At 54.2% G+C, this 24,656-nt stretch carries 28 protein-coding genes and 1 other annotated feature; of the genes, 2 read left to right on the forward strand and 26 right to left on the reverse strand.

Annotation, left to right across the window (positions count from 1 at the left end):
• Positions 1-45 precede the first annotated feature (45 nt).
• Positions 46-269: a binding site (T-box leader), on the reverse strand.
• The 21 genes from DFG60_RS07605 to DFG60_RS07705 form a co-directional block, all read right to left on the reverse strand.
• Positions 269-790 carry a DivIVA domain-containing protein gene (locus DFG60_RS07605; RefSeq protein WP_114571152.1) on the reverse strand — a complete coding sequence of 174 codons (522 nt, stop codon included), beginning with the start codon at positions 788-790 and terminating at the stop codon, positions 269-271. Its footprint overlaps the feature before it by 1 nt.
• Positions 791-817: 27 nt before the next feature.
• On the reverse strand, positions 818-1,591 hold the full coding sequence (locus DFG60_RS07610) for a YlmH family RNA-binding protein (RefSeq protein ID WP_114571153.1): 774 nt from the start codon (positions 1,589-1,591) through the stop codon (positions 818-820).
• Positions 1,591-1,863: a YggT family protein gene (locus tag DFG60_RS07615; protein ID WP_198661563.1), complete on the reverse strand. Its 273-nt coding sequence runs from the start codon at positions 1,861-1,863 to the stop codon at positions 1,591-1,593. The genes DFG60_RS07610 and DFG60_RS07615 overlap by 1 nt, the downstream gene beginning before the upstream one ends.
• A 2-nt stretch (positions 1,864-1,865) precedes the next feature.
• Positions 1,866-2,360 carry a cell division protein SepF gene (locus tag DFG60_RS07620; RefSeq protein WP_114571154.1) on the reverse strand — a complete coding sequence of 165 codons (495 nt, stop codon included), beginning with the start codon at positions 2,358-2,360 and terminating at the stop codon, positions 1,866-1,868.
• 59 nt (positions 2,361-2,419) lie between these two features.
• The gene (locus DFG60_RS07625) at positions 2,420-3,091 is read right to left on the reverse strand and encodes a YggS family pyridoxal phosphate-dependent enzyme (RefSeq protein WP_114571155.1); all 672 of its coding nucleotides are present in this window, start codon (positions 3,089-3,091) and stop codon (positions 2,420-2,422) included.
• Positions 3,075-3,854 carry a peptidoglycan editing factor PgeF gene (pgeF, locus tag DFG60_RS07630; protein ID WP_114571156.1) on the reverse strand — a complete coding sequence of 260 codons (780 nt, stop codon included), beginning with the start codon at positions 3,852-3,854 and terminating at the stop codon, positions 3,075-3,077. The genes DFG60_RS07625 and pgeF overlap by 17 nt, the downstream gene beginning before the upstream one ends.
• A gap of 82 nt (positions 3,855-3,936) precedes the next feature.
• The gene (ftsZ, locus tag DFG60_RS07635) at positions 3,937-5,073 is read right to left on the reverse strand and encodes a cell division protein FtsZ (protein WP_114571157.1); all 1,137 of its coding nucleotides are present in this window, start codon (positions 5,071-5,073) and stop codon (positions 3,937-3,939) included.
• A gap of 40 nt (positions 5,074-5,113) precedes the next feature.
• Positions 5,114-6,421, reverse strand: coding sequence for a cell division protein FtsA (ftsA, locus tag DFG60_RS07640; RefSeq protein ID WP_114571158.1), 1,308 nt, complete (start codon positions 6,419-6,421; stop codon positions 5,114-5,116).
• 222 nt (positions 6,422-6,643) lie between these two features.
• Positions 6,644-7,417 (reverse strand): cell division protein FtsQ/DivIB, encoded by a 774-nt coding sequence (locus DFG60_RS07645; protein WP_114571159.1) that lies wholly within the window; start codon positions 7,415-7,417, stop codon positions 6,644-6,646.
• Positions 7,418-7,471: 54 nt separating this feature from the next.
• A complete protein-coding gene (gene murG / locus DFG60_RS07650; protein ID WP_114571160.1) occupies positions 7,472-8,572 on the reverse strand; it encodes an undecaprenyldiphospho-muramoylpentapeptide beta-N-acetylglucosaminyltransferase in 1,101 nt (366 codons plus the stop codon).
• Positions 8,569-9,912: a UDP-N-acetylmuramoyl-L-alanine--D-glutamate ligase gene (murD, locus tag DFG60_RS07655; RefSeq protein WP_114571161.1), complete on the reverse strand. Its 1,344-nt coding sequence runs from the start codon at positions 9,910-9,912 to the stop codon at positions 8,569-8,571. The genes murG and murD overlap by 4 nt, the downstream gene beginning before the upstream one ends.
• Positions 9,913-9,943: 31 nt before the next feature.
• Positions 9,944-10,906, reverse strand: a complete 963-nt coding sequence (gene mraY, locus DFG60_RS07660) for a phospho-N-acetylmuramoyl-pentapeptide-transferase (RefSeq protein ID WP_114571162.1) — start codon at positions 10,904-10,906, stop codon at positions 9,944-9,946.
• Positions 10,907-10,922: 16 nt separating this feature from the next.
• Entirely contained in the window at positions 10,923-12,239 is a 1,317-nt protein-coding gene (locus DFG60_RS07665; RefSeq protein ID WP_114571163.1) for a UDP-N-acetylmuramoyl-tripeptide--D-alanyl-D-alanine ligase, read from the reverse strand.
• Positions 12,240-12,355: 116 nt separating this feature from the next.
• Positions 12,356-14,368 carry a penicillin-binding protein gene (locus DFG60_RS07670; RefSeq protein WP_232818663.1) on the reverse strand — a complete coding sequence of 671 codons (2,013 nt, stop codon included), beginning with the start codon at positions 14,366-14,368 and terminating at the stop codon, positions 12,356-12,358.
• Positions 14,369-14,490: 122 nt separating this feature from the next.
• Positions 14,491-14,865 (reverse strand): cell division protein FtsL, encoded by a 375-nt coding sequence (gene ftsL / locus DFG60_RS07675; RefSeq protein WP_114571165.1) that lies wholly within the window; start codon positions 14,863-14,865, stop codon positions 14,491-14,493.
• Positions 14,866-14,878: 13 nt separating this feature from the next.
• The gene (gene rsmH, locus DFG60_RS07680; RefSeq protein WP_114571166.1) at positions 14,879-15,817 is read right to left on the reverse strand and encodes a 16S rRNA (cytosine(1402)-N(4))-methyltransferase RsmH; all 939 of its coding nucleotides are present in this window, start codon (positions 15,815-15,817) and stop codon (positions 14,879-14,881) included.
• 162 nt (positions 15,818-15,979) lie between these two features.
• Entirely contained in the window at positions 15,980-17,500 is a 1,521-nt protein-coding gene (gene bshC / locus DFG60_RS07685; RefSeq protein ID WP_114571240.1) for a bacillithiol biosynthesis cysteine-adding enzyme BshC, read from the reverse strand.
• Positions 17,501-17,561: 61 nt separating this feature from the next.
• Positions 17,562-17,927: a DUF3397 domain-containing protein gene (locus DFG60_RS07690; RefSeq protein ID WP_232818664.1), complete on the reverse strand. Its 366-nt coding sequence runs from the start codon at positions 17,925-17,927 to the stop codon at positions 17,562-17,564.
• 5 nt (positions 17,928-17,932) lie between these two features.
• Complete coding sequence (locus DFG60_RS07695) at positions 17,933-18,748, reverse strand: ketopantoate reductase family protein (protein ID WP_114571167.1); 816 nt, start codon at positions 18,746-18,748, stop codon at positions 17,933-17,935.
• A gap of 100 nt (positions 18,749-18,848) precedes the next feature.
• On the reverse strand, positions 18,849-19,022 hold the full coding sequence (gene rpmF / locus DFG60_RS07700) for a 50S ribosomal protein L32 (RefSeq protein ID WP_114571168.1): 174 nt from the start codon (positions 19,020-19,022) through the stop codon (positions 18,849-18,851).
• A gap of 43 nt (positions 19,023-19,065) precedes the next feature.
• Entirely contained in the window at positions 19,066-19,593 is a 528-nt protein-coding gene (locus DFG60_RS07705) for a YceD family protein (RefSeq protein WP_114571169.1), read from the reverse strand.
• Positions 19,594-19,749: 156 nt separating this feature from the next.
• Between DFG60_RS07705 and DFG60_RS07710 the strand changes: the two genes are divergently transcribed.
• On the forward strand, positions 19,750-20,901 hold the full coding sequence (locus DFG60_RS07710) for a tRNA(Met) cytidine acetate ligase (RefSeq protein WP_114571170.1): 1,152 nt from the start codon (positions 19,750-19,752) through the stop codon (positions 20,899-20,901).
• On the opposite strand, the gene DFG60_RS07715 is transcribed toward DFG60_RS07710, so the two are convergent.
• Genes DFG60_RS07715 through DFG60_RS07735 form a run of 5 tightly spaced genes read right to left on the reverse strand, consistent with a single transcriptional unit; the run spans position 20,874 to position 23,698 of the window.
• Entirely contained in the window at positions 20,874-21,872 is a 999-nt protein-coding gene (locus tag DFG60_RS07715) for a SepM family pheromone-processing serine protease (protein ID WP_114571171.1), read from the reverse strand. The genes DFG60_RS07710 and DFG60_RS07715 overlap by 28 nt on opposite strands.
• Entirely contained in the window at positions 21,869-22,363 is a 495-nt protein-coding gene (coaD, locus tag DFG60_RS07720) for a pantetheine-phosphate adenylyltransferase (RefSeq protein ID WP_114571172.1), read from the reverse strand. Before coaD ends, DFG60_RS07715 begins: the two co-directional genes overlap by 4 nt.
• Entirely contained in the window at positions 22,360-22,929 is a 570-nt protein-coding gene (gene rsmD, locus DFG60_RS07725; RefSeq protein ID WP_114571173.1) for a 16S rRNA (guanine(966)-N(2))-methyltransferase RsmD, read from the reverse strand. The genes coaD and rsmD overlap by 4 nt, the downstream gene beginning before the upstream one ends.
• 54 nt (positions 22,930-22,983) lie before the next feature.
• A complete protein-coding gene (locus DFG60_RS07730; RefSeq protein ID WP_114571174.1) occupies positions 22,984-23,241 on the reverse strand; it encodes a YlbG family protein in 258 nt (85 codons plus the stop codon).
• 16 nt (positions 23,242-23,257) lie between these two features.
• Positions 23,258-23,698: a YlbF family regulator gene (locus DFG60_RS07735; protein WP_114571175.1), complete on the reverse strand. Its 441-nt coding sequence runs from the start codon at positions 23,696-23,698 to the stop codon at positions 23,258-23,260.
• Between the two features lie 89 nt (positions 23,699-23,787).
• Between DFG60_RS07735 and DFG60_RS07740 the strand changes: the two genes are divergently transcribed.
• Positions 23,788-24,564 (forward strand): ATP-grasp domain-containing protein, encoded by a 777-nt coding sequence (locus DFG60_RS07740; RefSeq protein ID WP_114571176.1) that lies wholly within the window; start codon positions 23,788-23,790, stop codon positions 24,562-24,564.
• Positions 24,565-24,656 lie beyond the last annotated feature (92 nt).

A 24,656-nucleotide genomic window follows, 5' to 3' on the forward strand; every position in this document is an offset into this window, starting at 1 on the left:
CAATACCTCTTTTCATTTTTTGAATACAAAAAAGCCAGCTGTCCCTATAGGGACGAGCTGGCTTGAACTCGCGGTACCACCCTACTAGCCGCACTGAATCCTTGCGGCCGCTTAAGAGCCCGGTAACGGGGGCGAATCGGTCCTGTCTACTTTAGTTCGACAGGGCACTCGGAGGGGATGACTCACACATGCTTTCCGACCGGGCTCACACCATCCCCGGCTCGCTTTCGGCAGTCCATGCGAAGACTTGTCCTCGTCGACGTTTTAGTTATATGACATCGTCGTCATTATACGCAACCGCTGGAACCTCGTCAAGAACTTCCCGTCTCGCCGGTTCGAACGAATCCCAGTCATTGCTTGCGAGGAGTTCCGTCTGTGCGTCGATCAGCACCTTGAAGCGGTTGCGGTACAATTCGATTTTCTTGCGCATCTGCTCGACCTCGAAATCGGCACGGTGTGCTTTGCGTTGTGCATCGTCGACGATGCGTTCCGCGTCGCGCTCCGCCTGCTTGACGATCAGGCTTGCCTCCTTCGCAGCGTTCGCCTTGACCTCTTCGGCTGCCTCCTGAGCGACGATGATCGACTTGTTCAGCGTCTCTTCCATCGAGCTGAAGTAGTCGACACGCGACTGCATGTTCTCGATCAGCTCTTGCTGATGACGGTTTTCTCGAAGAAGCATCTCGAAGTCCTTGATGATCTGATCAAGGAACTCGTTGACTTCATCCTCATCGTAACCGCGAAACTTGCGGGTGAATTCCTTATTGTGAATATCCAGTGGAGTGAGCGGCATGACGATATCCTCCTTAAATGATTAACCTCAACCTTTTAACAAACCATATTGCAATTTGATGCGGTCGCGCTTCGTCGATCCGAGAATCGCGATCAGCTTGATCCGTCCCGTTCCTCTCAGTGAAAGCATGTCGCCCTCCTCAAGCAGGTAGCTCGGATCCTCTACGATTTTGTAGTTGACCTTGCTCTCACCCTGCTTGATCAGCGCCTGCGCCTTTTGACGCGACATTCCGAGAACCTCGCTGACAACCGTGTCGAACCGGAGCGAACTGACGAACCCCATCTCTTCTTGCCATTCAGGCGCTTTGATTTTCAGGCGTTCGTCCATCGCGACCGGAGACAGACGAATCTTCGTCTTACCCGCCCGGTCGACGTTCGTCTCGATATAGGAAGCGACTTCCCGAGCGACCGCGAACTGGACGATCTCGTCCTGAATGACGATGTCACCGAATTTCCCGCGTTTCAACCCAACGTTCAGAAGCGTACCCATGACTTGACGATGCGAAAGCTCGACGAATTTCGTCGGATAATGAATACGATAGATAGCAATCTCGAAATCGTCCGGATTCAACTCGTAATAGTCAGGTGCGATGATCGCCCGTTTGCGTTCCGCCTCCTCGAAACCGCCCTCGAAAAAGAGGGCGCATTTCGAACCGACGAGCTCCCGAGTGATCTGCTGTTCACGCGGATCCATGAAATCCGTCACTTTGAACGTGTATGTCGCCTCGACATGATCAATCCAGTTCAGGACCTGATCGATGAATTCCCGCTCATGCCGGCGATAATGATCATAGACGCTCATCAGAAGAAGATGGCGCTGATTCCTGCTTGTGCCAGGTTGAGCACGAGGAATGCCACGATCGGAGAGATGTCGAGCATTCCACCGATTGGCGGGATCACACGGCGAAATGGCGCGAGGAATGGCTCACACAACATCTGGAGAATTTGTCCGAATTTCGATTCCCGTGCATTCGGGAACCAGGAGAGAAGAATATAGGCGATCAGCACGTAGCTGTAATATTGCAACAGCGTGCTGAGCGTGCGGCCGAGAGCGACCATTACTTGTCCATCCATGTTTACCACCCTTTATGATTGATGTCGTCTTCTCCGAGCAGGTTCGAGATGCTTCCCGCTAGCTCGACGTTGTTTGGCACACAGAGGAGTGTGTTCTGGCTGATCGTCGTGATCGTGCCTTCGAGCGCGAATACGACGCCGGACAGGAAGTGAATCATCTGCTTCGACTGGTCCTTCGACATGCGTTGCATGTTGACGATGACTGCCCGGTTCTGGCGCAGATGCTCGCCGATTTCCTGCGACTCGTTGAAGACGCGAGGCTCGCTCAGGATGACTTGTGATTTTGATTTCTTAGAATGGATCGGGACGATGTTCGCTTGACGCACGCCCTCTCCTCCTTTCGCAACGACCGGAACGATCGGTTCTTCCTCGTAATAATCGTCATAAGCATCTGTTTTTTGGTTAGATGTCTTCTGATCGGTATATTGTTCTTCGTACTCCTCCAGATCATCCGTGTTGCCGATGAAGAGGTCATGAAGCTTAGACTTGAATCCCATGATCATGCTCCTTCCGTCTATTAGTTAGTTAATCTTTGGTCATCTCATTCTTGCAGCGTTCACGCCTCGACGAGAACGGTTCCGATTCGGACGAATGTAGCGCCCTCCTCGATTGCCGTCTCGAAATCACCCGACATGCCCATCGAAAGCTCCGTGCACGGGGCATGGGCATAATGACGTTCCTGCACCTCGTCCCGCAGCTGCCGGAGCGACCTGAAGACCTCTCGAATCGTCTGTTCGTCGTCCGTCAGCGGCGCCATCGTCATCAAGCCGACGACCTGTACCTTCGGGTATTGGCCGACCTCATGAAGAAAGGAGTGGATGTCCTCCGGGTGGATACCGTGCTTTGACTCTTCGCCCGAGACATTCACCTGGACGAAGCATTTGACGGGTTCGTTCGCACGCTTTTCAATCTCTTCAGCGAGACCGATTCGGTCGAGCGAGTGCAGATAGTCGATTGCGTTGATGACTTGCCGGACTTTTCGCGTCTGAAGCGATCCGATGAAATGCCATTCACAGGCATCCCGTCCAATCTCCTTCTGTTTCTCAAGGAGACCTTCAGGACGGTTTTCACCGAGCGCCTCAACCCCTTCTTCGAGTAACTGTCTGGCGATATCCGTAGAAACTGATTTCGTCACGCCAATCAGCTTCACCTGCTTTTTTTGCGCAGCCCGCGCACTCGTCTCTTCGATCCGGGCGCGGACTTTTTGGACGTTATTCTGTATAGCCATGGACCGGCTCCTTTACGATCAGACTTGCGAAGCGGCCATTTTTGTCTCCATGCCGATACGAGAAATAGTTCTCATGCGAGCAGTTCGTACAGATTCCGATATCGAGCACGTTGCCGATCCCGGCTCTCTCAGCGAGCGCAGCATTCACTTTTTGAAGCGACAGCATCGCTTTGCCGTCCTCTTTCATGACGTATGGCCGCTCCTCAAGAGCCAGCGCGTCGACCGCCTCGATCACCGGTCCGTCCACTTCGTAGCAACAATCCCGAATCGAGGGACCGATCACCATCTGGATGCCGCTTCGGGATGCGCCCGCCTCCTCCATCTTGTCGACCGTCGCCTCGACGATGTTCGCGACCGTCCCCCTCCATCCGGCGTGGGCGTTCGCAATCACACCTGTCGTCGGATCACAGAAAAGAAGCGGTACACAATCGGCAAACAACATCATCAACATCACGTTCGCGTCCGTCGTGACGAGACCGTCCGTCTGCTTGATGGCCGTCCCGTAGTCGAGTGCTCCCCTTCCGGATTCGAGCGTCGTTACCTGTTCGACATGATTGCCATGGACCTGTTCGGCCCAAATCGTGTTCTCAAGCGAAAGTTCGACTTGTCTCGCGATCGTCTGGCGGTTCTGTACGACGCCGTCCCGGTCATCCTGCACATGCAGTCCGAGATTTCCTTCGCCGTGAGGTGCGGCGAACTTCGTCGTGAAACCTGCCCGTACGACACCGGTCGGAGTATCCCATTTCATCCATTGACCAAACATCTCTTCACTTCCTTCCTTTAGAGAAAAAGAGGCGTCGCTTCGCGACACCTCTTGGTTAAACGTCGTGCCAGCGGAATGTCTCTTAACGATTGTTCCGGCGGAGGAAGGAAGGGATGTCCATCGGTTCTTCGACTTCTGGTTCTTGGTAAGCTTTCGCTACTTCCTCTTCCTGTTTCGGTTTCACTTCCTCGGCTGGCGGCGCTTGTTTCTTCTTCAGGAGGTTCTTCATCATCTCTTGTGCCGACGGGATTTCAAAATCGAGTGGCTCGTTCTCGAATTCCGTCGCAATCACCGTGACGATGATTTCGTCTTCGAGATTCTCGTTGATGACTGAACCGAAAATCAAGTTGACTTCTTCGTCTGCAGCGCTCTGAACGATCTGCGCCGCTTCCGTGACTTCGTACAAGCTGAGGTTGACACTTCCCGTGATGTTCATCAGAACACCTTTCGCGCCTTCGATCGACGTCTCGAGCAACGGGCTCGAAATCGCCTTCTTCGCCGCTTCCGTCGCACGGTGTTCGCCAGTCGCAACACCGATACCCATCAAGGCAGATCCCTTGTCCGTCATGATCGTCTTGACATCGGCAAAGTCAAGGTTGATCAGACCAGGTACTGCGATCAAGTCAGAGATCCCCTGAACCCCTTGGCGAAGGACGTTATCTGCTTCTTTGAACGCCTCAAGCATCGGCGTATCGCGATCGACGATCTCAAGGAGCTTATCATTCGGGATGACGATCAATGTGTCGACCTTCTCCTTGAAGTTTTGGACACCCGATACAGCATGCTGCATCCGCTTGCGTCCTTCGAACATGAATGGCTTCGTGACGACACCGACCGTCAATGCGCCGATTTCCTTCGAGATCTCAGCGATGACTGGAGCTGCACCTGTCCCGGTTCCGCCGCCCATACCTGCAGTGACGAAGACCATGTCTGCGCCGCCGAGGATTTCAGTCAGCTGTTCACGGCTCTCTTCAGCCGCCTTCTTGCCGATGTCCGGGTTGGCACCCGCTCCAAGTCCGCGCGTCAATTTCGCTCCGAGTTGAAGTTTGACGTCCGCCTTCGACATGTTCAATGCTTGTGCGTCCGTATTGACGGCGATGAATTCGACGCCTTGGACGCCGTGCTCGATCATTCGGTTGACAGCGTTCGAACCGCCACCACCGACGCCGATGACCTTGATTTTTGCTACTTGGTCCATCATTTCATCAAAATGCAACATAAAAGGAGCCCCCTATTTTTGTGTACTCGTATTTTCTCGCTTAACCGAAGAATTTCTCAAAGAAACTACTGAAGGACTTTCTCTCTTTTGGAGGTTGCTCCCGCGGTGGTTTGCTTTCTGGCAGAGCAGCTGTCGTAGGTCTCGCAAGGAGTTCCTCTTCCTGCTGCCGATCGGTAGGAACGGTCACCTTCTCTTCTGAACGGCCGAGACCGGACTTCGAGACGTTGCTGCGCGATAATACATAACGCAACATGCCTGCGGCTACCGCGTATTTCGGATGGCGAATCCCAAGGCTCGCTGGTTGATAGACATTGACGCTTTGTCCAAATACCCGTTTTCCTAGAATATCGATCCCTGGGAGTGAAGAAGTTCCTCCACAGAGGATGATCCCGCTGTTCTGACGGGCATGTCCTGCCTGATGCATGCGTTTCTTCAGCATCTCGAAGATTTCCTCTACCCGCGCTTCGAGTACGAAACCGATTTCCGGTTGCGATTCGAAACGGTGTTCGCCGTTGATCGTGACGTAGGAGACCTTCTCTTCCGGATCACCAAGCGATTCGAGTGCGACGCCATACTCTTCTTTAGCGAGTTTCGCGTCCTGATACTTGCAGTTCATCTTGTACGTCAAATCACGTGTCAGGTGATCCCCACCGTAAGGGAGAGTAGTCGAGTACACCAAATCGTTTTTCTCGTAGATCGAGAGCGTCGTCGTCTCATGACCGATGTCGATGATTGCGACACCGAGTTCGAGTTCATCGATCGAAGCTGCGATTCGGGATACTGCCAAGCTCTCGAGAACATATCCTGCGAGTTGAAGTCCTGCTCGTTCGACTGACCGCTTGATACTATGTAAGATCGTCTTTGCCCCGATGATCAACTTTCCTGACATCTCAAGTCTGTATCCGATCATCCCGCGCGGATCAGTGATTTCCGTCTGCTGGTCGACGGTGAAGGTTCGCGGCAGGACATCGACTACGCTCAGCTCGTTCGGAATGCGCATGACCATCGCAGAGTGGAGGACTTCCTTGACATCATCGTCCGTGATCTCGTTGTCCTCTCCTTTGACAGGGGCCATACCTTGGCAATCCTTCACTTGGATATGCTCTCCAGAAATCGCTACATATACTTCATCAATCGACTCGCCGAGTGCACGTTCCACTTCAGCAGTCGCCTGTTTGATCGCATTGACGGTTTGGTCGATATCGACGATGACACCACGTTTGACGCCCGCAGATGGTGCGGAGCCTTCGGCAAGCACATTCAGCGTCCCACCCAAAAGTTCACCGACGATGAGTTTGATCTCCGATGTTCCAATATCTAGCGCGGCAATAGTACCTTTCGTTTCCATGGGGGTGACACCTCCACTTTCTTAATACTAGATTGTCCTATTATATATTTCCTGAATAGGGACAATCGTCTTCCCGTATAAGTTTACACTATATAAATCACCACGAAAAGGAGTTATTCGACAACATCCCCATCTTATAAATTACGTTTTCATGACGATTCTCCTGCTATGTTACAAAAAAACTGCCGCAGGAGGGCAGTTGTTTTCCGCGTCGTCAACTTGTTATTTTTTTCCTTTATATGGTTTGAAATAGATTCCGCCGTCGATCGTGATGACGCCGGTCTTCTTTTTCGGAAGCGCGGCGATCACTTTGACATAATCATTCAACGAGGACGAGAAGTTTGATGTGCTCAGAATGACGGTGTTTCCGTCCGTCATGTAGAGCCTCAGGCCGTTCTTGTTCTTCCCGCTGTCTGAGACGATTTCGGAAATCCGGCTTCTCACCTTCGGTTCGATTTTGACGAGTTCACGCGTCACTTTCTTGAGGGATGCGTCAGTGAATCCGGTCAGGATCGGTGCATCGAACAATTCTTCCTTCGAGCGCCCTCTGATGATCGTTCCGTCCGCAAGAACGATCCGGTCATCAGGCTTTACCTTCGCGTAGGCGATTTCTTTCTCCTCCGTGACGGTCACGGTCATCTCGTGAAGGAACTTTTTTCGTAGCGTCGCCTCCCTGACTCCGGGGACATCCTCGATCCGTTCGATCAATTCATCCTCCGAGACGTTAAAGGCGTGCGTCTTGCCGGGAACGACCCCGGATGCGTCCGCTATGTCCTTCTTCGAGACATTCAACGTTCCGTTGATATCGAGTGACGCGATTCTCGAATAGGGGGACTGGAGATAGAAAACGAATCCGATCAACAGCCCGACAAGCGCGAGTACGAGCATCAAACGGCGGTTCGCCTTCTTGCGGCGCTGCTCGCGTATGTAGGGAATTTTGTCTTCGAGACTTCGAACCTTCGATTCTTCCGACTCTTCCCGCTTATACGAATCCATCTGCCCTTCCCCCTTACATTCTTCAGTCCTTTATCGGTCGAATCGTCGAACAGTTTAGTGCTTTGACGCGTTTCTTGAAATTTTAAGCAATTCGTCCACCAAACGGCTCGCGGCATCCGGCAATCCGAGTGACAAAGCAGCCCTGCTCATCGCTTCCTTGTCGGACAAGGCACGCGCGGTCGCATCGAACAGCGACTTCCCCGTCAGTTCCTTTTCGCGGACGAGAATGCTCGCCCCTGCCTCGACGAGCGACGACGCGTTGACTTCCTGATGATTTTCGGTAACATACGGACTCGGGATCAGAATGCTCGGAAGACCGAGAGTCGTAAGTTCCGCTAAAGTGCTCGCCCCGGAGCGCGAGATGACGAGATCGCTCGCTTTGAGGATTTTCGGCAGATCGTAGACGAACGGCCGGAGCTGGAACCGTTCCGGTAAATCCTTAAGCGTCCGTTCCACGTCGTCGAAATGAACTTGGCCCGTGACGAACAGCAGGGAGACGTCTAGCTCCTTGAGCAGCGGAATCATCTCGATGACTGCATCGTTGATCGGAGAAGCGCCCCGGCTGCCGCCGTAGACGACGATGAGCGGGCGGTCCTCCGAGAATCCGTATTTCGCTTTTTCCTGTACGGGATCGATTTCCAGTTCTGCCACTTCGGAGCCTCGCGGGTTCCCGATCAGGACAGTCTTTCCTTCGTTCTTCCCGAAGTGATGACCAGACCCTTTGAACGAGAGGGCGACACGATCGACGTATCGCGCGAGGAACTTGTTCGTGATCCCCGGCAAACTGTTCTGTTCATGGACGAGCGTCGGATATCCCATCTTCGCCGCCGTGTAAAGTACAGGTCCGCAAACGAACCCGCCTGTTCCGACGACGACGTCCGGACGAAAGGCCTTGAGCAACTTTCGGACACGGAGGACGCTCTTGACGAAGCGAATACCTGTTTTGACGTTCTCGAAGGACAGGGAGCGGCGGATTCCTGAGATTTCGATCGACTCGAACGGAATGCCGGCACGACGGACGATGTCCGCCTCCAGTCCGTTTTCGGTTCCGATGTAGAGGACTTCACACGGTATTCTGCCCTCGAGTTCACGAATCATGGCGAGCGCCGGGTAGATATGCCCTCCCGTCCCGCCTCCTGATACGACGATTCTCATGAATGATCTTCCTCCTTGACGAGACGGACGAAATGCTCGCCTCGTTCCTCGTACGTCTTGTACTGATCCCAGCTGGCCGAAGCCGGTGAGAGAAGAATGATATCTCCTGCATCAGAATGTTCAAAGGCCGATTGAACCGCCTCTTCCATCGTCGAGACGACGACGCCCGGAATCCCTTTCTTCTTAGCCAGTCCGGCGAACCGTTCAGCTGTCTCTCCCATTCCGATGACGACCTTTACATGATCCATCGCTTGAAGGAGCGGAGAAAGGTCGGCTCCGCGTTCGAGTCCTCCACAGATCCAGACGATCGGTGAAGTGAATCCGGACAGAGCCGCTTCGGCCGCGACGTTGTTCGTCGCCTTCGAATCATTGTAGACTTTTCTCCCGCTGAACTCCCCGACGTATTCCGTCCGGTGAGCGACACCGCCAAACGTGCGGAGGACTTGCCTGATATGCCCGATCGGTAGCGCGAACGGTTCGACGAGCGCAAGAGCCGCGAGGACGTTCTCGTGGTTGTGTCCGCCTCCAAGCGCTATCTCATGTACAGGCAGAATCTGTTCGTTGCCGAGCATCACCATGCCATCTTCGAGATGAGCGTATCCCGTCTGGTCACGAGTGAACGTGACGCGTTCAGCCTTTGCAGATTCAGACAGACGCATCACCGTTTCATCCTTGCCGTTTACGACGAGCCGGTCAGTCGGTTCCATGTTGCGGAAAATACGTGCCTTCGCCTCTCCATATTGCTCGAAGTCACCATGATAGTCGAGATGAGCCGGGGACAGGTTCAGGAATGCGGCAGAGAGAGGCCGGAACGAGTCCATCCCCATCAGCTGGAAGCTCGAGAGCTCGATCACGATGACATCTCCCTTCTTCGCATTCGCCGCGACTTCGACGGCCGGAAAGCCGATATTTCCGGCCAGGTGGACATGTCGGTCCCCGCCCTTCATCAGTTCGTGGACGAGCGTCGTCGTCGTCGTCTTCCCGTTCGATCCGGTAATGGCGATCCAGTCTGCCTCCGTAGCGTGGAAGGCGAGTTCGACCTCTGTCCATACAGGAATACCGCGTTTCACTGCCTCCTCGAGGATCGGAATGCTATAGGGGATGCCTGGGTTCTTGACGATCAGTTCCGCCTCATCGAGCAACGAAGCCGGATGGCTTTCATAGACGGTCTTGACGCCAAGCGCGCGGAGCGTTTCCTGGTCCTCTTTGGAAGGCAGGCGCCCGTCGTTGACCGTCACGACCGCTCCGAGTCCCTTTAAATGGCGCGCGGCTGCAATGCCGCTCTTCGCTGTCCCAAGGACGAGGACGCGTTTCCCCGCCAAATCGATAGTTTCCATCATGATCCGCTCACTTTCGTATTCTGGTAGTTTTTTAAATCAGGACGTAGACGATCAACGCCATCGCGAGGCTGATGCCTGCGAACGTTCCGACGATGCGCCATTCACTCCATCCCACCATCTCGAAGTGATGGTGGATCGGGCTCATCTTGAAGATACGTTTTCCTGTCGTCTTGAACGAGATGACCTGGAGGATGACAGACAGGGTCTCGACGACGAAGACGATTCCGATCAAGACGAGGATCAATTCAAGCTTCAACATGATCGAAAGACCTGCAAGTGCAGCGCCGAGTGCGAGCGAACCAGTGTCTCCCATGAAAATCTTCGCAGGGTGTGCGTTGAAGAACAGGAAGCCGATCAGAGCGCCGACCGCAGAGAAGGCGAATAGTGCAGCACCCGGTTCTTCGGCGATGATCAGGCTGTAGAGACCGAAGAACAGGAACGTCGGGATCGCCGTGAATGAGACGAGTCCATCAAGTCCGTCCGTCAAGTTGACGGCGTTCGAGAATCCGACGAGCCAAAACAGGGCGATCAGCGGATAGAATACGCCGAAGTCGAGCGAAAGGTCTGTGAATGGAATGGCGAGATACGTCGCGCTTCCGCTAAATCCTCCGCTCAACCAGATGAACAGGAGACCGATGACGATCTGACCGAGCAATTTCTGTTTCGAGTTGAGACCGAGGTTGCGTTTCTTGACGACCTTGATATAGTCGTCAACGAAACCGATTGCCCCGTAAGCGAGCGTCAAGAACAGGAGCGCGATATGGCCCGTCGTCATGTCGCCGAGCACGAGCGCGCCGATCAGTGATACGCCCATCGCGAGCAGGATGACGATTCCACCCATCGTCGGAGTCCCTGATTTCACCTGGTGCCATTCCGGTCCTTCTTCACGAATTTCCTGTCCGAACTTCAGCTGATGCAGGAACGGGATCATCCTCGGCATGACGAGGACGACGGTAAGGATGGCGATTGCCGCCATGATGATTGCAGTTGTCATTAAAGTGCACCTTCTTTTAAGAATTGAGTTGTTCTAGCAATTTTTCGAGCGCCATTCCACGTGAAGCCTTCAGCAGTACGACCGTCTTTTCATGCATGAGTGGCGATAACAGTTTTTCTGCGTCCTCGATCGTCTGTGCATACTCGACCGAGACCGACGGATCCGAGATCCCTTCGCCGATCCAGCGTCCTTTTTCTCCGACGAGGATCGCATGGGTGATCGGAAGGGAGATGTATGCACCGACAGATGCATGCAACTGCCGTTCATTTTCGCCGAGTTCATACATGTCTCCAAGGACCGCAACTTTGTTCGGATAGCCGTCAAGTAGCTTGAGCGTCCCGACCGCTGCGATCATCGAAGTAGGACTTGCATTGTATGCATCGTTGATGACTGCCGTCTCTCCGACGAACAATCGTTCCATCCGCATCGGTGTCAGGTGGACATGGTCTAGCCCCTGCTGGATCTGTTTCTCTGACAGACCAAGCGCGAGTCCGCATTCGATCGCATAGACCGCATTTCGCACCTGATGAGGACCGAGCACCGGGATCGCGAATCGCTTTCCGGCATAAAGGAACCGTGTCCCATTGAAGGAGGCTTCCTCGATCTCGATGACCCGGTCACAGTCACTGTTGTATCCGACGCGGAGCGCCTTGACCCCCTCAAGGAGCGGCTCATCTCCGTCAACGATCAACAGGCCGTTCGGTTTGAGCCCTTGCTTGATCTCAAGCTTCGCCTTCGCGATGCCTTGGCGGCCGCCGACGTGTTCCGCATGAGACTCGCCGATGTTCGTCACGAGGGCGATGTCCGGCTCGGCGAGCTCAGACAAGAACGCGATATCACCGAAACCGCTCATCCCCATCTCAAGGACGGCGACATCCGTCTCTTCCGGCATATGAAGGACGGTCAGCGGCAAACCGATGTCCGAATTGAAGTTCCCTTTCGTCTTGTGCGTCTTGTAGCGTTCAGCCAAGACGCTCTCCACCATATCCTTCGTCGACGTCTTGCCGTTCGAGCCGGTGATTGCGACGACCTTCGGATCAATCTCCTCGAGATATCGTTTCGCGATGTATTGGAGCGCCTTCACTGTATCCTCCACCTCAAGGACGACGAGGCCTTCCGGCACAGCGTTCCCTTTCTTCCAAAGCGCCGCGATCGCGCCCCCTTCGACTGCACCGCCGACGAAGTCATGTCCGTCGACGCGCGCGCCTTTGACAGGAATGTAAAGCCCATTTTGCAGCTCCGCCCGGGAATCCGTCGCGAAGTTCTGCAGGATTCGCTCGTCCTCCACTTCAAGTCCGAGCCATTCTGCCACCTTAGAAATCGTGATTGCCATTCTTCTCCCCCCAGTCTTTCGACAGACAAAGAGGACGATGCAAAAGTCAACGAATGACTCCTGTTCGTCCCCGTCTCTCGATCTGAATCAGGAAACTTTCATTTCCATCGTTTCTGTCACTCTTTCGGTTCGGCAAGTTCAACCGTGAGCTTACCATTTTCTTTCACAATTGTACCAGCTCGTGCCGATTGTTTGGTTACAAAACCCTTACCGATGACGTCGAGCTTCAAGTCATAGAGGCTGACCAGCTTCTTGACATCTCGCTGGGACCAGCCCGTCAAGTCCGGCATCTTGAACGTCGAGGCCGTCTTCAGCATCACTCGTTCACCGCTGACGAACTCCTGTCCGCGTGCCGGAATCTGCGAGACGACCTGCACCCCGTCCCCGAGCACGAGAGGAACGGCGTCGTTTTTCTCAGCCAGTTCTTTCGCGGCGCCAGCCGTCTCACCGATGTAGCTCGGCGTGACCTTCGCCTCGAGGTCGACTGAATCCTCCTGCGTGTCAGGTTTGATGCTCCGGTACTGAAGCGCCGTGTTCATCACGCTTTTGAAGACGGGGCTCATGATGACCGGACCTGAGCTCGAGGATTCGAGCTTTTTCGGGCGATCGACGGCGATGTACATGATCAACTCGGGATCGTCCTTCGGCGCCATCCCGAGGAAGGAGTGGATGAACTTCCCTTCGATGTACTTACCGTTCTCGGAGATCTGAGCAGTGCCCGTCTTCCCGATGACGCGGTAGTCATCGAGCTTATACATCTGACCTGTCCCTTTCTTACCGTTGACGACACCGTCGAGCGCGTCACGCGTCGCTTTCGCCGCCTCCGCCGAGATCGGTTTGCCGACGACGGTCGTTTCAGCCTTATAAGGCGCCTTGTCGACGTGATCCGCCTTCTTGATGATGTGCGGCTTGACCATCTCTCCGTCACCTGCGATCGCTGTAGCTGCCTGCAGGAGCTGCATCGGTGTCACGGCCGTCGATTGGCCCCATGAGGTGATGACGGCGTTGAGCGACTTCGATAGATCAGACTGGCTGTTTACTTCACCAGAGATGTCTATTCCCGTTCGTTGGTCGAAATGAAACTTCTTATAGTATTCTTTATAGCGGTCGATGCCGAGTTGTTCCGCAGTCAGAATCGAGAACATGACGTTTGATGAGCGCCAGACGCCCTCGATCATCGGAATGGTTCCCCAGCCGACGTAGTTATGGTCCTTGATGACGGTTCCTTTGTAGTTATAGCTGCCGGACTTGTAGGTCTTGCTTCCTTCGAACACGCCTGCATCGATCGCGGCTGCGAGGGTGAAGATCTTCATCGTCGAACCCGGTTCGAAGCGCGACGAGACGGCGAAGTTCGTGAAGTCCTTCATGTTACGCTTGTTCGGGTCGAACGACGGACGGTCCGTCATCGCCAGGATATCCCCTGTTTTCGCATCCATCACGACGGCCGTGGCGTTCTTCGGTTTATATTCCTTGTACATCTTCTGCATTTCCATCTCGAGCGCTTGCTGGATACGGTGATCGATCGTCAAATAGAGATCCGTCCCGTCCTGCGGTTCCTTCGTGATGCCCTGACCGCCTTGGACGAGTTGTCCGCCGGCGACGTCCTTTTCGAAGAAGCGTGCACCATAGGATTCCTGCATCGCCTCATCATATTGCTTCTCGATGCCCATCTGGCCTTCGAGACGAATCCGGCCGACATCATCCGTCAGCTTCTGGACGAAACCGAGCGTGTCCGAAAGGAATACACCATTCGGATAGTAGCGTTTCGGCTCCTCGATCAATCGGATACCGGGAAGTTTCAACGCATCGATCTTCTTCTTCTGATCGAGCGTCAGGTCGTTCCCCTTCTTCCCGAACTCGACTTGCGCCCGGTCCTTGTTCTCGATGAGGTACGTCTCGAGTTCCTTCGACTCCATCCCGATGACAGGAGCAAGCTCCTGTGCCGTCCGTTTGAAGTCGATCACGGTCTGTTTCGGATCCTGCTTGTCCCCGAGCCGATAGATCGCGACAAGCCGGTAGGAAGGGACGTTGATCGCAATCGGCGAGCCCAGCCGGTCGAAGATCTCCCCGCGTTCAGCAGGAAGCGATGCTTGCGCCTCCCAACGTTTCCGTTCCGCATATGTAATCATGTCTTCACCATGGAACTCCTTCGTCACGGCAAGCTTGAAAAACCATATGGCAAATGCAAAAAAGAGAGCAACAAATAACCATCTGACTATGGTTGCTCTCGAACGGGCTATTCTGACTGGATTCATTTTGAAATCACCTTGACGTTCCCTTTACGCATGTCGAGACCTTGCTCTTTTGCGATTTTGTAAATCCGTTCCGGAGAGCTCAAGTTCGTGACCTCGAGCTGAAGGCGTTCGTTCTCTTTTTCAATCGATGCAGTCAGCGCGTCCTGCTTCGCGAGATCCCGGCTCGTGTTATAGGCATCGTTATGCGCGCCGATCGTCGCACTGCCGAAAAGGACAAGGCCAGCGATCATCGCACCGTACAGCACCTTCTCGAACGGATAAAGTCGGTACTTCGGTCGAACAGCGACACGTTGAATGATCTCTCGTGACGTATCAGGTTTACTTTGAGGCCGGACGGCCGGTTGGACGGGTTGGCGAAGTGGCTCTGCCATATGAATTCTCCTTTCAGCTCTCTTTCATTTTTTCAACGATCCGCAGTTTCGCAGAGCGTGCTCTTCGGTTCTCATCGAGTTCTCCGACGGTTGCCGTGATCGGCTTTCTCGTCACGAGACGAAGTTCCGGTTCGAACTCTTTCGGGATCATCGGGAGTCCTGGCGGCAATTCCGGTAAGGAAGACTTCTCCTTGAAGGCCTGCTTGCACATCCGGTCCTCGAGTGAGTGGAATGTGATGACGCAGAGGCGTCCGCCGACTGCGAGCATGTCGATCGCCTGATGGACTGCCCGGTCGAAGACGTTCAGTTCATCATTGACTGCAATCCGGATTGCTTGGAACGTCCGTTTCGCAGGATGACCGCCTTTTCTCCTCGCAGCAGCCGGAATCGCGTCCTTGATCAGCTCGACGAGTTCGAATGTCGTCTCGATCGGATGCGTCTCCCGCGCCCGTTCGATCTTTCTTGCGATCTGTTTCGAAAACTTTTCTTCCCCGTATGTAAAGAAGATCCGTACGAGATCATTGTAGTCCCATTCGTTGACGACCTCATATGCAGACAGCGGTGAAGATTGATCCATCCGCATGTCGAGACGTGCGTCATGATTGTAGCTGAAGCCGCGCTCCCCTTCATCGAGCTGTGGCGAAGAGACACCGAGGTCGAACAGGATGCCGTCGACCCTCGTGATGCCGCGCGCATTCAGTTCCTGCTTCAAGTAAGCGAAATTGCTCTTGATCAGCGTGAAACGGCCGGCATAAGGAGCAAGTCGTTCTTCTGCGTGTGCCAAAGCGACGTCGTCCTGATCGAACGCGTAAAGATGGCCTGTCGTCAAGAGCTTGACGATTTCTTCGCTATGCCCTGCACCGCCAAGTGTACAGTCGACGTAAATGCCGTCTGGTCGGATGTTCAGTCCTTCGATTGATTCCCATTTCAATACCGTTTCGTGCTCAAACATGTGTTGCCTCACCTTTCACTGTCCTGTATGGACGATACTCTTTTTCAATGTATCATAAATTCTTCTGAAAACGTTACGAAAATTAGACAGTTTCGCCCGGTTCCATGGTTATTGTTGCTAGTTTCGCCGTATAAATTAAAAAACCTGCATATTTCAGCAGGTTTAGACAAGAAATTTCAATTGTTCATGCTCCGTCGTCTCATATGCTGCTCTCATGTCCCGTACGAGGTCGAGACCGTAATGATTCAACCACGGCAGCAGGGTATGGATGCGTTCTTGAGGCATTCCGTCAGGGAGAAGATGATAGTTGAGCACTCTTCTCGCTTGTTGTGCGCGATAGAACTTTCGCTCCCTTCCCTCGTTGATTGCATCCTTTGATCTGCGAATCTGTTTCGAGAGCTGTTCGGTCACGTGACGTTCATTCAGAAAGCGGGACTCCACCAGTTCGAGTTCCTTGAGAAGTGCCTGCTCAAGCACCTCGACGTTACGAAGTGCCGCCTCAGTCTCGAGCCTGTCGTACTTCGGCATCGGGACGCCGTCAACAAGGACGGTATCAAGTTCGAGACCGTATTGCTTCAAACGTTTTTCATCCTGCCCGCGCAACAGGAGCGCGCCCATCCGTGGGACGAGCAGCGGCATCGTCCAGTCGAAATGATGGAAGATCGGGCGCAGACGCGCCCAGTATGCGATTTCTCCCGGCCCGCCTACATAGGCAAGCGTCGGAAAGAGGAAGTCCTGCATGAGCGGACGTGTCACGACACTGTTCGAGAAGCGCTCGGGTTGCTTGCCGACGAGCTCGAGCAGCTCCGTTTCGGTGAAGCGGTGCCCCTGCTTCGTTTCGAACCCTTCGCCTGAAAGCGGATAAAGCAGTTCCCGTCCCGTCACTTCAAGGAAGATATGTGCCGCCTCGTCGTTCAGCTGTGTATCAGGCAGGTCCGAAGCCTTATCGATCCCACGTTTGAGCGCATCCCGGACAGCCTCATTTTCGCTGATCAACCGCTCGAAAAACGGTACCTCGATCCGGCGTGCCAGCTTGTGATCGGCGTCAAAGAAGACGACTTCGTGCCCCGTCAGCTCTCCGAACATCCTTGAGAAGAACGACCCGTAATCGTCGCTCTCTTTAATCCAGCGCTCGACCGTCTCGATGAGCGACTTCGTATAGGCCGTCTCAGTCTCCGACAATAATGCCTCGATCACGACCGAACGGACGGCATCCCGGTCGAACGCGTGACGAGAGACTGAGCGCTGTACGCCATCAGCCGGCGCAATCGCCACCTTCCGGCTATGATAGTCGTTCGTCGGGACGATCAAATGGTTGATTTCATCGAAATCATGGTCCTCCGTCGCGAGCCAGAAGATCGGAATGACTGGCGTCGCCAATGTCTCCTCCGCTTCTTTCGCATACTTCAGGCAGGTCAAAAGCTTATATGTGGCATAAAGCGGTCCGCCGAGGATTCCCGTCTGTTGACCCGTAACGACGACCTTCGCCTCGCCTGACGCAAGTTTATCAAGTTTCAATCGAAGTTCTTCCGACAAATTCGGATTCATCTCCCGCAATACGTCGACGAGGGCCGGCAGATGCGGATAGTCACGTGCACTGACGAGGGCATCGCGTTCGCGCAAGCCGTCCGTCCCGATATGGTCTGCGAAAGGCTGGAATGCCGCCGTGTTCGCTGTTAGCATGAGCGACCCTTCCTCATACAGGGAAGGGATTGGTTGTGCTTTCAAACAAAATCCCTCTTTCTCAACTGATGAATAGTTGCCGAATTCCGATTCCTAAAAGAATGAGTTGCACCGGCATGGCAATCAAGAAAACGATACGCCAACTGTGTCTGAGCATCTCCCGGTAGTCGACTTCAAGTGCCCTTGCCCGCTGCCATATCGCATTAAGCGGAAAAACGAGCAGGACGGCAATGATCAGCCAGCCAAGATGAGATCTGCCGGTGAGGGCTACCAGGGCGACATGAATCGCATAGAGAACGACGATCGTCGAGAAGTCGAGCGCAAGGCGCATCGCCTTCCCCCGTTTTTTGGTCAGCAACCAAAAGGCGAGGTAGAACAAACCGAGACTGAGATACGGAAACATGACGAACAAGACCAAACCGTTCATGGCATTCAACGCTCCTCCCGCCTTTTGACTTCCTCGTAATAGCGACGAAGAAGCGGCGCCTTCTCTTCCCCGTGCGCAAGCGCAAAACCGACGATCGGCTCGATTTCAGTCCGGCGTCCTTTGCTGACATCTTCAAGCATCGAGGAACGATTCTGGGCTGTACGCTCGATCACTCCGCGGATCGTCTCGAAGTCGACATCCGCTTCCGGGAAGAGCAAACACATCTCCCTGTAAACCCCCATCGCATCTTCGAGCAGCCCGGGTGAAGTGAGGATTTCACCGTTTCGTACGCCATGGACGGCAGTGATCGGGTTGACGACTGCGTTGATGAATAACTTCGCGATCATCACTGGCGCAATCGGAGCCGTGAACTCGAAAGCGAGCTCAGGCGAGAGCTCCTCGAGACCGACTCGCTCATCGCCGTAGCGAATACGTCCCTTTCCTGTATGAAGGACACCAAATTCGCCCTCGCGCATCGCACCGTGTTCATTGACTGCAAAAATCGGCCGTTTGACACGGCTTGCCGCCTCGATATGCCCCATCCCGTTCTGGAGGAAGATGACCGGTACCTCTATATTTTCTAAGTAAGGAATCACATCTGTTACATCATACGACTTTGTGGCGACGAACACCAAGTCAGGCGTCTTGAACCGTTCGATCTTCTCAAGACGCACAGGACGGTCCCCTGTCCGTCCGTCGCGCTCGACGAAGGCGGCCCCCGTCTTGCTACGCGTGTAGAGCGTCACGTCATGTCGCTCCGCGAGATAGGAAGCGAGCAAGAGACCCACTGCTCCGCCACCGATGATTCCAATCCTTTTCATTCATCTCTCCCCCTGCATGATTTTAATTCGTATGTACGACAAAAGCGGCCTGAAAACCGATTGCTCGGGTTTCAGGCCGCTCTTATACCCATCGGCAAGATTACTTGCTGATAACTTCTTTACCTTTGTATGATCCACATGCCTTACAAACACGGTGTGAAAGTTTCATTTCACCACAGTTTGGGCACTCGACCATACCTGGTACACGGAGTTTGAAATGAGTACGGCGAAGACGTTTGCGCGTTTTCGACGTTCTACGGAATGGTACTGCCATCGTTGTCCACCTCCTTGGAAAAATACGCTTCCTCTCGAAGAAATCAGGAATCCTGATCCTTCTTGAAGAACTGCGCGAGGCCCGCGAGACGCGGGTCGATTTTTGGTTCTTCGTCTTTAGCCGGTTCGCCTTCAGAGATGACGTTCCAACCTTCACCTTGAACCAGTTGATCCCCTGCTTCATCCCCGTGCACTTGCACTGGCACATGCAGCAGGATCAATTCTTGCACGAGCGGTCGAAGATCGACCGTGTTCCCGTCCGGTACGTTCATTTCCTCCGAATCAATCGGCGAAGCGCCCGCTTCGAGCAGGAAAGGCTCGATGGATTCAATCTCGAACGGATAAGCGACATCACGAAGCGTCCGGGAGTCCGGAAGCGTCATCTCGCCCGTGATTCGGAGATTGAATATTAATTGATTCGATGTAAACGATGCATTAGCACGTACATGCACAGGTTGCACCGCCCGGATATCCGGATGGAGCGCGACCAGCTCAGGAAGCTCGATCGTCTCGTCAACCTTAAGTTGACCCAGATTACGCAATTTTTGCAATTGCATCAGGGACCATTTCATCCGAATCACCTCAATTGCAACAATATGAATTATAGAGACGACATCTTGTTTTGTCAATGTTTTTTCTTTACACTGAAATCGCTAGAGAACTAACACTTCTCGGACGTCTTCATCCATATTACCGCACTTAAATCGGTTTGCAAAGGAGAAAGTTTCATGCAGATGACGGCAATCATTTCAGAATACAATCCGTTCCACAACGGACACCATTACCAGGCAAGCGTCGCGAGAAAGGAAACCGGTGCCGATGTCGTCGTCGCAATCATGAGCGGGACGTTCATGCAGCGCGGCGAACCCGCTTTCCTGGACAAGTGGAGCCGTGCGAAGGCAGCTGTCGCGAGCGGGGCCATCGATCTCGTGATCGAGCTTCCGTTCTATTTCGCCGTCCAGCGGGCTGACCGCTTCGCGTCCGGCGGCGTGTCGATCGCAGAGACGATCGGGGCGCAAACCCTGTCGTTCGGAAGCGAGAGCGGTGAGACGGCGGCATTCGAACAGGCAGCACGTCTCGACGTCGAATCCACCGTGCGCTACCGCGAGCTGATCGGACGTTTCTTGAAGGAAGGAAAATCTTCCGCGAAGGCAGCGAGCGACGCCTTCGCCGCCTGCACGGACGTTCTAGACCTGACCACTCCAAACAACACGCTCGGCTACTACTACGCACGGGCTGCACAAGACATCACGATGCATACGACGAAGCGGATCGGCAGCGGCTACCATGATTTGTCGATCGGGGACATCATGTCGGCGACCGCGATCCGCGCGAGACATCAGCAGACTGGTGAGCTGCTCGCCGTTCCGGAAGCGACGAGGCAGGCGGCTGAGATAGGCAAGCTTTCGTCTTACGAGCGGTACTACCCGGTCATCCGCAATCTCATCCTGACAGCGCCACAGACGCGTCTCGAGGAAATCAACGATATCGACAGTTCGCTCGCCCCGCGACTCCGGCACGCTGCTCTCGTATCCGGATCGTTCGAGGAATTCGTCAGCGCCGTCAAGACGCGGCGGTATACGCGCACGCACATTCAGCGCGCGCTCGTCTATCTGATGACGCAGACGACGAAACAGGAAATCGAGTCTGTCGACTTCGATTCAGTCGACTTCATCCGTCCGCTCGCATTCAACCGGGACGGAAGGACGGCGCTTCGCTCGATCAAGAAACGCATTCATGTCATGAGCACCTTCACGCCCCATCCGTGGCTGACGAAAGAAAGCCAGGTGACAGCCGCTTACGCGTTGCCCCTGGCGAGTCTCGACGCTCTGCAGGAGCATCGTCAAATCCCTTATTTCACAGGAAGCGACTCGAGATAGTCGAGCGCGTCCTGAACGGTTTTGATCGGGATGAGCTTCATGCTCGTCCCCAGTTCCTTAAGCGACGGTTTAGCTTCCTTGTAGTTGTCTCCGGACGGAACGAACATGATCTCGGCTCCGGCTTCGTCCGCAGCGGCGACCTTCTGCCATGCGCCGCCGATCGGTCCGACCTTCCCGCCATCCTCGATCGTGCCGGTCCCTGCGATCAGGTGCCCTTTCGCGAGATCTCCCGGTGTCAGCTGGTCATAGATTTCAAGCGTGAACATCATTCCGGCAGACGGTCCGCCGACCCCTTCAAGATCGAATTCGATGCCAGGAGTCGTCTTGACTTCCTTCATCTCGATCGGTTCATAGATACCGAGCCCTACCCGCTTCGAAGACGGGTCGAGACGGCCGACCGCGATGTCAGTCTTCTTCGTCTCCTTACCTCGCTTGAACGACACCTCGACGACGTCTCCCGCCTTCCTCGACGTCACCTGATCAAGAAAATCGGAGAGTGTCGTCACCGCTTCGCCTTCGAGTTTCGTGATGACGTCACCTGCCTTCAATTTTCCGGCAGCCGGACCGTTCGGGATGACCGCTGAGACATAGATGCCTTCAAAGTCGATTTCGACGTCCTTCTTCGCCAGTTCATAGCCTGCGATCGTCGCTGCATGCTGTGCCTCCTCCATGTAAAGCTCAAGGCGGGTCTCATATTGCGCCTCTGACTCGCCGTCATAGAGGTAGTCGCTGACGTTCGACGTCTCCGTGAAGGGACGTACCCAGCTCTCGACGAGGAAGTAAGGGGTAGCCCTGCGCTGCGCGACCGTCAGCATGAATAGCTCCCCCTTCTCCTTCTCACCGCTTTCGACCGTGACGATGTCCTCGATCGACGTGGCGTCTCCCGGATAGGAGATGTAGTACGGGAGCGGAACGAAGAACGCGACCAGAGCAGCAACTATCGCCGCGAGGACGGGCTTCCAGGCCTTCATCGGAGTTCTCCTTGCGCATACTTCTCACGCAGCGCCTCTTCGATGGCAGGCGGCACGAGTCCTGCGACGGAAGCCCCGTATTTCGCAGCCTCCTTGACGATCGAAGAACTGAGGAACGAGTACTGGTTGTTCGTCATCATGAACAGCGTTTCCACCTGATCGTTCATCTTCTTGTTGATCGAAGCCACCTGCATCTCGTACTCGAAATCCGATACGGCACGCAGACCGCGGACGATCGCCGTCGCCCCTACCGATGCCGCATAATCGACGAGCAATCCGTCGAATGAATCCACACGTACGTTCGGAAGATGCTCGGTCACCTCCGTGATGAGTGCCATCCGTTCAGCGACCGAGAACAACGGCTTTTTCGAAGAATTGTTCAAGACGGCGACGATCACTTCGTCGAAGATCGGTGTCGCCCTCTCGATGATATCCAAATGACCATTCGTGATCGGGTCGAAACTCCCTGGGCAAACTGCGATGCGTTTCATTGCGCATCCTCCTCTGTGACGTATTCGTACAATGTGATCGAGACGACATCCGAATAACGAAGTCGCCGAATCACCTCCAGGCGTCCTACGACGTCAGGGAGTACCGTCTCCGTTCCATGCTCGCACACGACGACACCGTTAGCGGTCAGCAGACCGTTCTTCTCGATGAAGGCTACCTGTTCCGCCAACTGTTCCTTCGCATATGGCGGATCGAGGAAAATCAGTTTGAAAGGACCGTCGGAGACAAGTTCCCCGAGAGCGGTATTGACATCCTTTTTGACGATCCTTCCGCGCTCCGTCATCCTCGTCGCCTCAAGATTCTCCTGAATCGTCTTGACGGCCTTGAAATGCTGCTCGACGAAGATCGCTTCCTCACACCCGCGGGACAACGCCTCGATTCCGAGTCCGCCGCTTCCTGCATACAGGTCGAGTGCCTTTCCTCCAGCAAAGTACGGTCCGATGACGTTGAACAGTGATTCCTTCACCTTATCTGTCGTCGGACGAGTGTTCGTTCCCGGGACCGCCTTCAGTCTCGTCCCTTTTCTTTCCCCTGAGATCACACGCATCCATTGCTCCACCCTTTCAAAAAGAGCGACGAGGATGTCCTCATCGCTCTCTCGTTATACCTCTTCCGCTATCTTACCCTTTTTGTTCGCGAACGTCTCCGAGATGAACGGCCGTTCCGACCGTTCAATCTTCGTGACGAACGGCAGCTCACTGATCACAGCAATCTTTTCATCGACCTGATCGAGGTCGACATAGACGAGTACATACTTCTTCCGTTTCGAAGTGAAATAGACGTTCCCGTACCGTCTCAATTGGCGGGATGCCTTGAGCGCGTTCACATAGACGATCAATCCGATTCGGTCCTTGATCATGCGAGACACTCCTTTCTCAGCCGCTGCAACTGCAGCTTCCACCTGTCGAGCAGCCGCCTGCGCAGCCTTGGTCGAAGAATGGGTTGCCGGTAGGTACTTTGATTTGAGGAGAGACTTCTCCCGCAATCGTCTGACTGATCTTTCCAAGCAACAGTTCAAACTGCTTCTCTGCCCGTTTGAACGTCGCGACGTCTTCCTGCATGTCGAGCGCACGCTTGATCTCGTGCACCTTCTTCGTGATGGTCTGATAGTCCGGATGATACCGTCCGAACCGCTGGACGAGCTCATACTCGTCCTTGACGAAGGCGAAATCCCGAATCAGGCGTTGTGCCTCCTCCGAGTTCGATTGACCGGCCTTCGTCTCTATATAGAATCGACCTGGCTCGCTCTCTGCGAGCACGGATACGAGGTCTTCCGCTGCATTGATGATTTTGATGGTCTGATCCGAATAGATCACAACGAATCCCTCCCTTACAGAAAACATCATACCATATCATTATCCTCCCTCCTAGCACGGCATTTTGTGTATAATTTGTGCTAGAAAGGATGACGCCCATGCAATTTTTATCATTCAATATGTTTCGGACGATCGGCATCAGAACGGAGCATGCCAAGTCCGACTATCACTTCGATTCGCTCGACAAAATACGCCAGGCGGATGTCGTCCTGTTCCCGGAATACTGGCAGGTTCATTCGATCATCTACGGCCTGAAGAAACCGATTTTCCCTTCGGCTGCGACCTACCATCTCGGACACGACAAAATCGAGATGACGCGCATCTTCCAGACGGTCGTGCCTGAGCATACACCACGCACCGGTATATACGGCAAGAACGAGTTCACAGTCGAGCGCGTCCTTCGGGAATTCCCGTTCCCATTCGTCGCGAAGACCGTCCGCAGTTCGATGGGGCAAGGGGTCAAATTGATCAAGAACGAGTCGGATTGGAAAGCCTACACGGAAGCTCACGATACGTTCTATGTGCAGGAGTATATCGCAAACGACCGGGATCTGCGCGTCGTCGTCGTCGGTGACGAGGTGCTCGCCGCCTACTGGCGCGTCGGAGGCGATGCCTTCTTGAATAACGTCGCGCAGGGAGGGACCCTCGATTTCGAGAACGTGCCGCAGGAGGCGATCGACCTCGTTCTCGCAGTCGCCCGCGAGCTCGACATCGATCATGCCGGCTTCGACCTGATCATCCGGGACGGTCACATCTACTTCCTCGAGTTCAATGTCTTCTTCGGTGGGGAAGGATTGAATCAGCTCGGAATCCATGCGCCGGATACGATCAAGCGCTATGTCGAGAAAAAGTACGGAAGTTCATGAAATCTTCAAAATGAATTCACAACTTTCTCCTACCGGGAGAGTCATTATGGTATGATAGTAAGGAAAGACTAGTCGAAGTTGCTAGCAAACTG

This window comes from Exiguobacterium flavidum (assembly GCF_003344535.1).
Taxonomy (GTDB): Bacteria; Bacillota; Bacilli; order Exiguobacteriales; family Exiguobacteriaceae; genus Exiguobacterium_A; species Exiguobacterium_A flavidum.

Coding starts and splice junctions, on each gene's coding strand:
- DFG60_RS07605 (WP_114571152.1), bottom strand. CDS start 790: ATGCCGCTCACTCCACTGGATATTCACAATAAGGAATTCACCCGCAAG.
- DFG60_RS07610 (WP_114571153.1), bottom strand. CDS start 1,591: ATGAGCGTCTATGATCATTATCGCCGGCATGAGCGGGAATTCATCGAT.
- DFG60_RS07615 (WP_198661563.1), bottom strand. CDS start 1,863: ATGGATGGACAAGTAATGGTCGCTCTCGGCCGCACGCTCAGCACGCTG.
- DFG60_RS07620 (WP_114571154.1), bottom strand. CDS start 2,360: ATGGGATTCAAGTCTAAGCTTCATGACCTCTTCATCGGCAACACGGAT.
- DFG60_RS07625 (WP_114571155.1), bottom strand. CDS start 3,091: ATGGCTATACAGAATAACGTCCAAAAAGTCCGCGCCCGGATCGAAGAG.
- pgeF (WP_114571156.1), bottom strand. CDS start 3,854: ATGTTTGGTCAATGGATGAAATGGGATACTCCGACCGGTGTCGTACGG.
- ftsZ (WP_114571157.1), bottom strand. CDS start 5,073: ATGTTGCATTTTGATGAAATGATGGACCAAGTAGCAAAAATCAAGGTC.
- ftsA (WP_114571158.1), bottom strand. CDS start 6,421: ATGGAAACGAAAGGTACTATTGCCGCGCTAGATATTGGAACATCGGAG.
- DFG60_RS07645 (WP_114571159.1), bottom strand. CDS start 7,417: ATGGATTCGTATAAGCGGGAAGAGTCGGAAGAATCGAAGGTTCGAAGT.
- murG (WP_114571160.1), bottom strand. CDS start 8,572: ATGAGAATCGTCGTATCAGGAGGCGGGACGGGAGGGCATATCTACCCG.
- murD (WP_114571161.1), bottom strand. CDS start 9,912: ATGATGGAAACTATCGATTTGGCGGGGAAACGCGTCCTCGTCCTTGGG.
- mraY (WP_114571162.1), bottom strand. CDS start 10,906: ATGACAACTGCAATCATCATGGCGGCAATCGCCATCCTTACCGTCGTC.
- DFG60_RS07665 (WP_114571163.1), bottom strand. CDS start 12,239: ATGGCAATCACGATTTCTAAGGTGGCAGAATGGCTCGGACTTGAAGTG.
- DFG60_RS07670 (WP_232818663.1), bottom strand. CDS start 14,368: ATGATTACATATGCGGAACGGAAACGTTGGGAGGCGCAAGCATCGCTT.
- ftsL (WP_114571165.1), bottom strand. CDS start 14,865: ATGGCAGAGCCACTTCGCCAACCCGTCCAACCGGCCGTCCGGCCTCAA.
- rsmH (WP_114571166.1), bottom strand. CDS start 15,817: ATGTTTGAGCACGAAACGGTATTGAAATGGGAATCAATCGAAGGACTG.
- bshC (WP_114571240.1), bottom strand. CDS start 17,500: ATGCTAACAGCGAACACGGCGGCATTCCAGCCTTTCGCAGACCATATC.
- DFG60_RS07690 (WP_232818664.1), bottom strand. CDS start 17,927: ATGAACGGTTTGGTCTTGTTCGTCATGTTTCCGTATCTCAGTCTCGGT.
- DFG60_RS07695 (WP_114571167.1), bottom strand. CDS start 18,748: ATGAAAAGGATTGGAATCATCGGTGGCGGAGCAGTGGGTCTCTTGCTC.
- rpmF (WP_114571168.1), bottom strand. CDS start 19,022: ATGGCAGTACCATTCCGTAGAACGTCGAAAACGCGCAAACGTCTTCGC.
- DFG60_RS07705 (WP_114571169.1), bottom strand. CDS start 19,593: ATGAAATGGTCCCTGATGCAATTGCAAAAATTGCGTAATCTGGGTCAA.
- DFG60_RS07710 (WP_114571170.1), top strand. CDS start 19,750: ATGCAGATGACGGCAATCATTTCAGAATACAATCCGTTCCACAACGGA.
- DFG60_RS07715 (WP_114571171.1), bottom strand. CDS start 21,872: ATGAAGGCCTGGAAGCCCGTCCTCGCGGCGATAGTTGCTGCTCTGGTC.
- coaD (WP_114571172.1), bottom strand. CDS start 22,363: ATGAAACGCATCGCAGTTTGCCCAGGGAGTTTCGACCCGATCACGAAT.
- rsmD (WP_114571173.1), bottom strand. CDS start 22,929: ATGCGTGTGATCTCAGGGGAAAGAAAAGGGACGAGACTGAAGGCGGTC.
- DFG60_RS07730 (WP_114571174.1), bottom strand. CDS start 23,241: ATGATCAAGGACCGAATCGGATTGATCGTCTATGTGAACGCGCTCAAG.
- DFG60_RS07740 (WP_114571176.1), top strand. CDS start 23,788: ATGACGCCCATGCAATTTTTATCATTCAATATGTTTCGGACGATCGGC.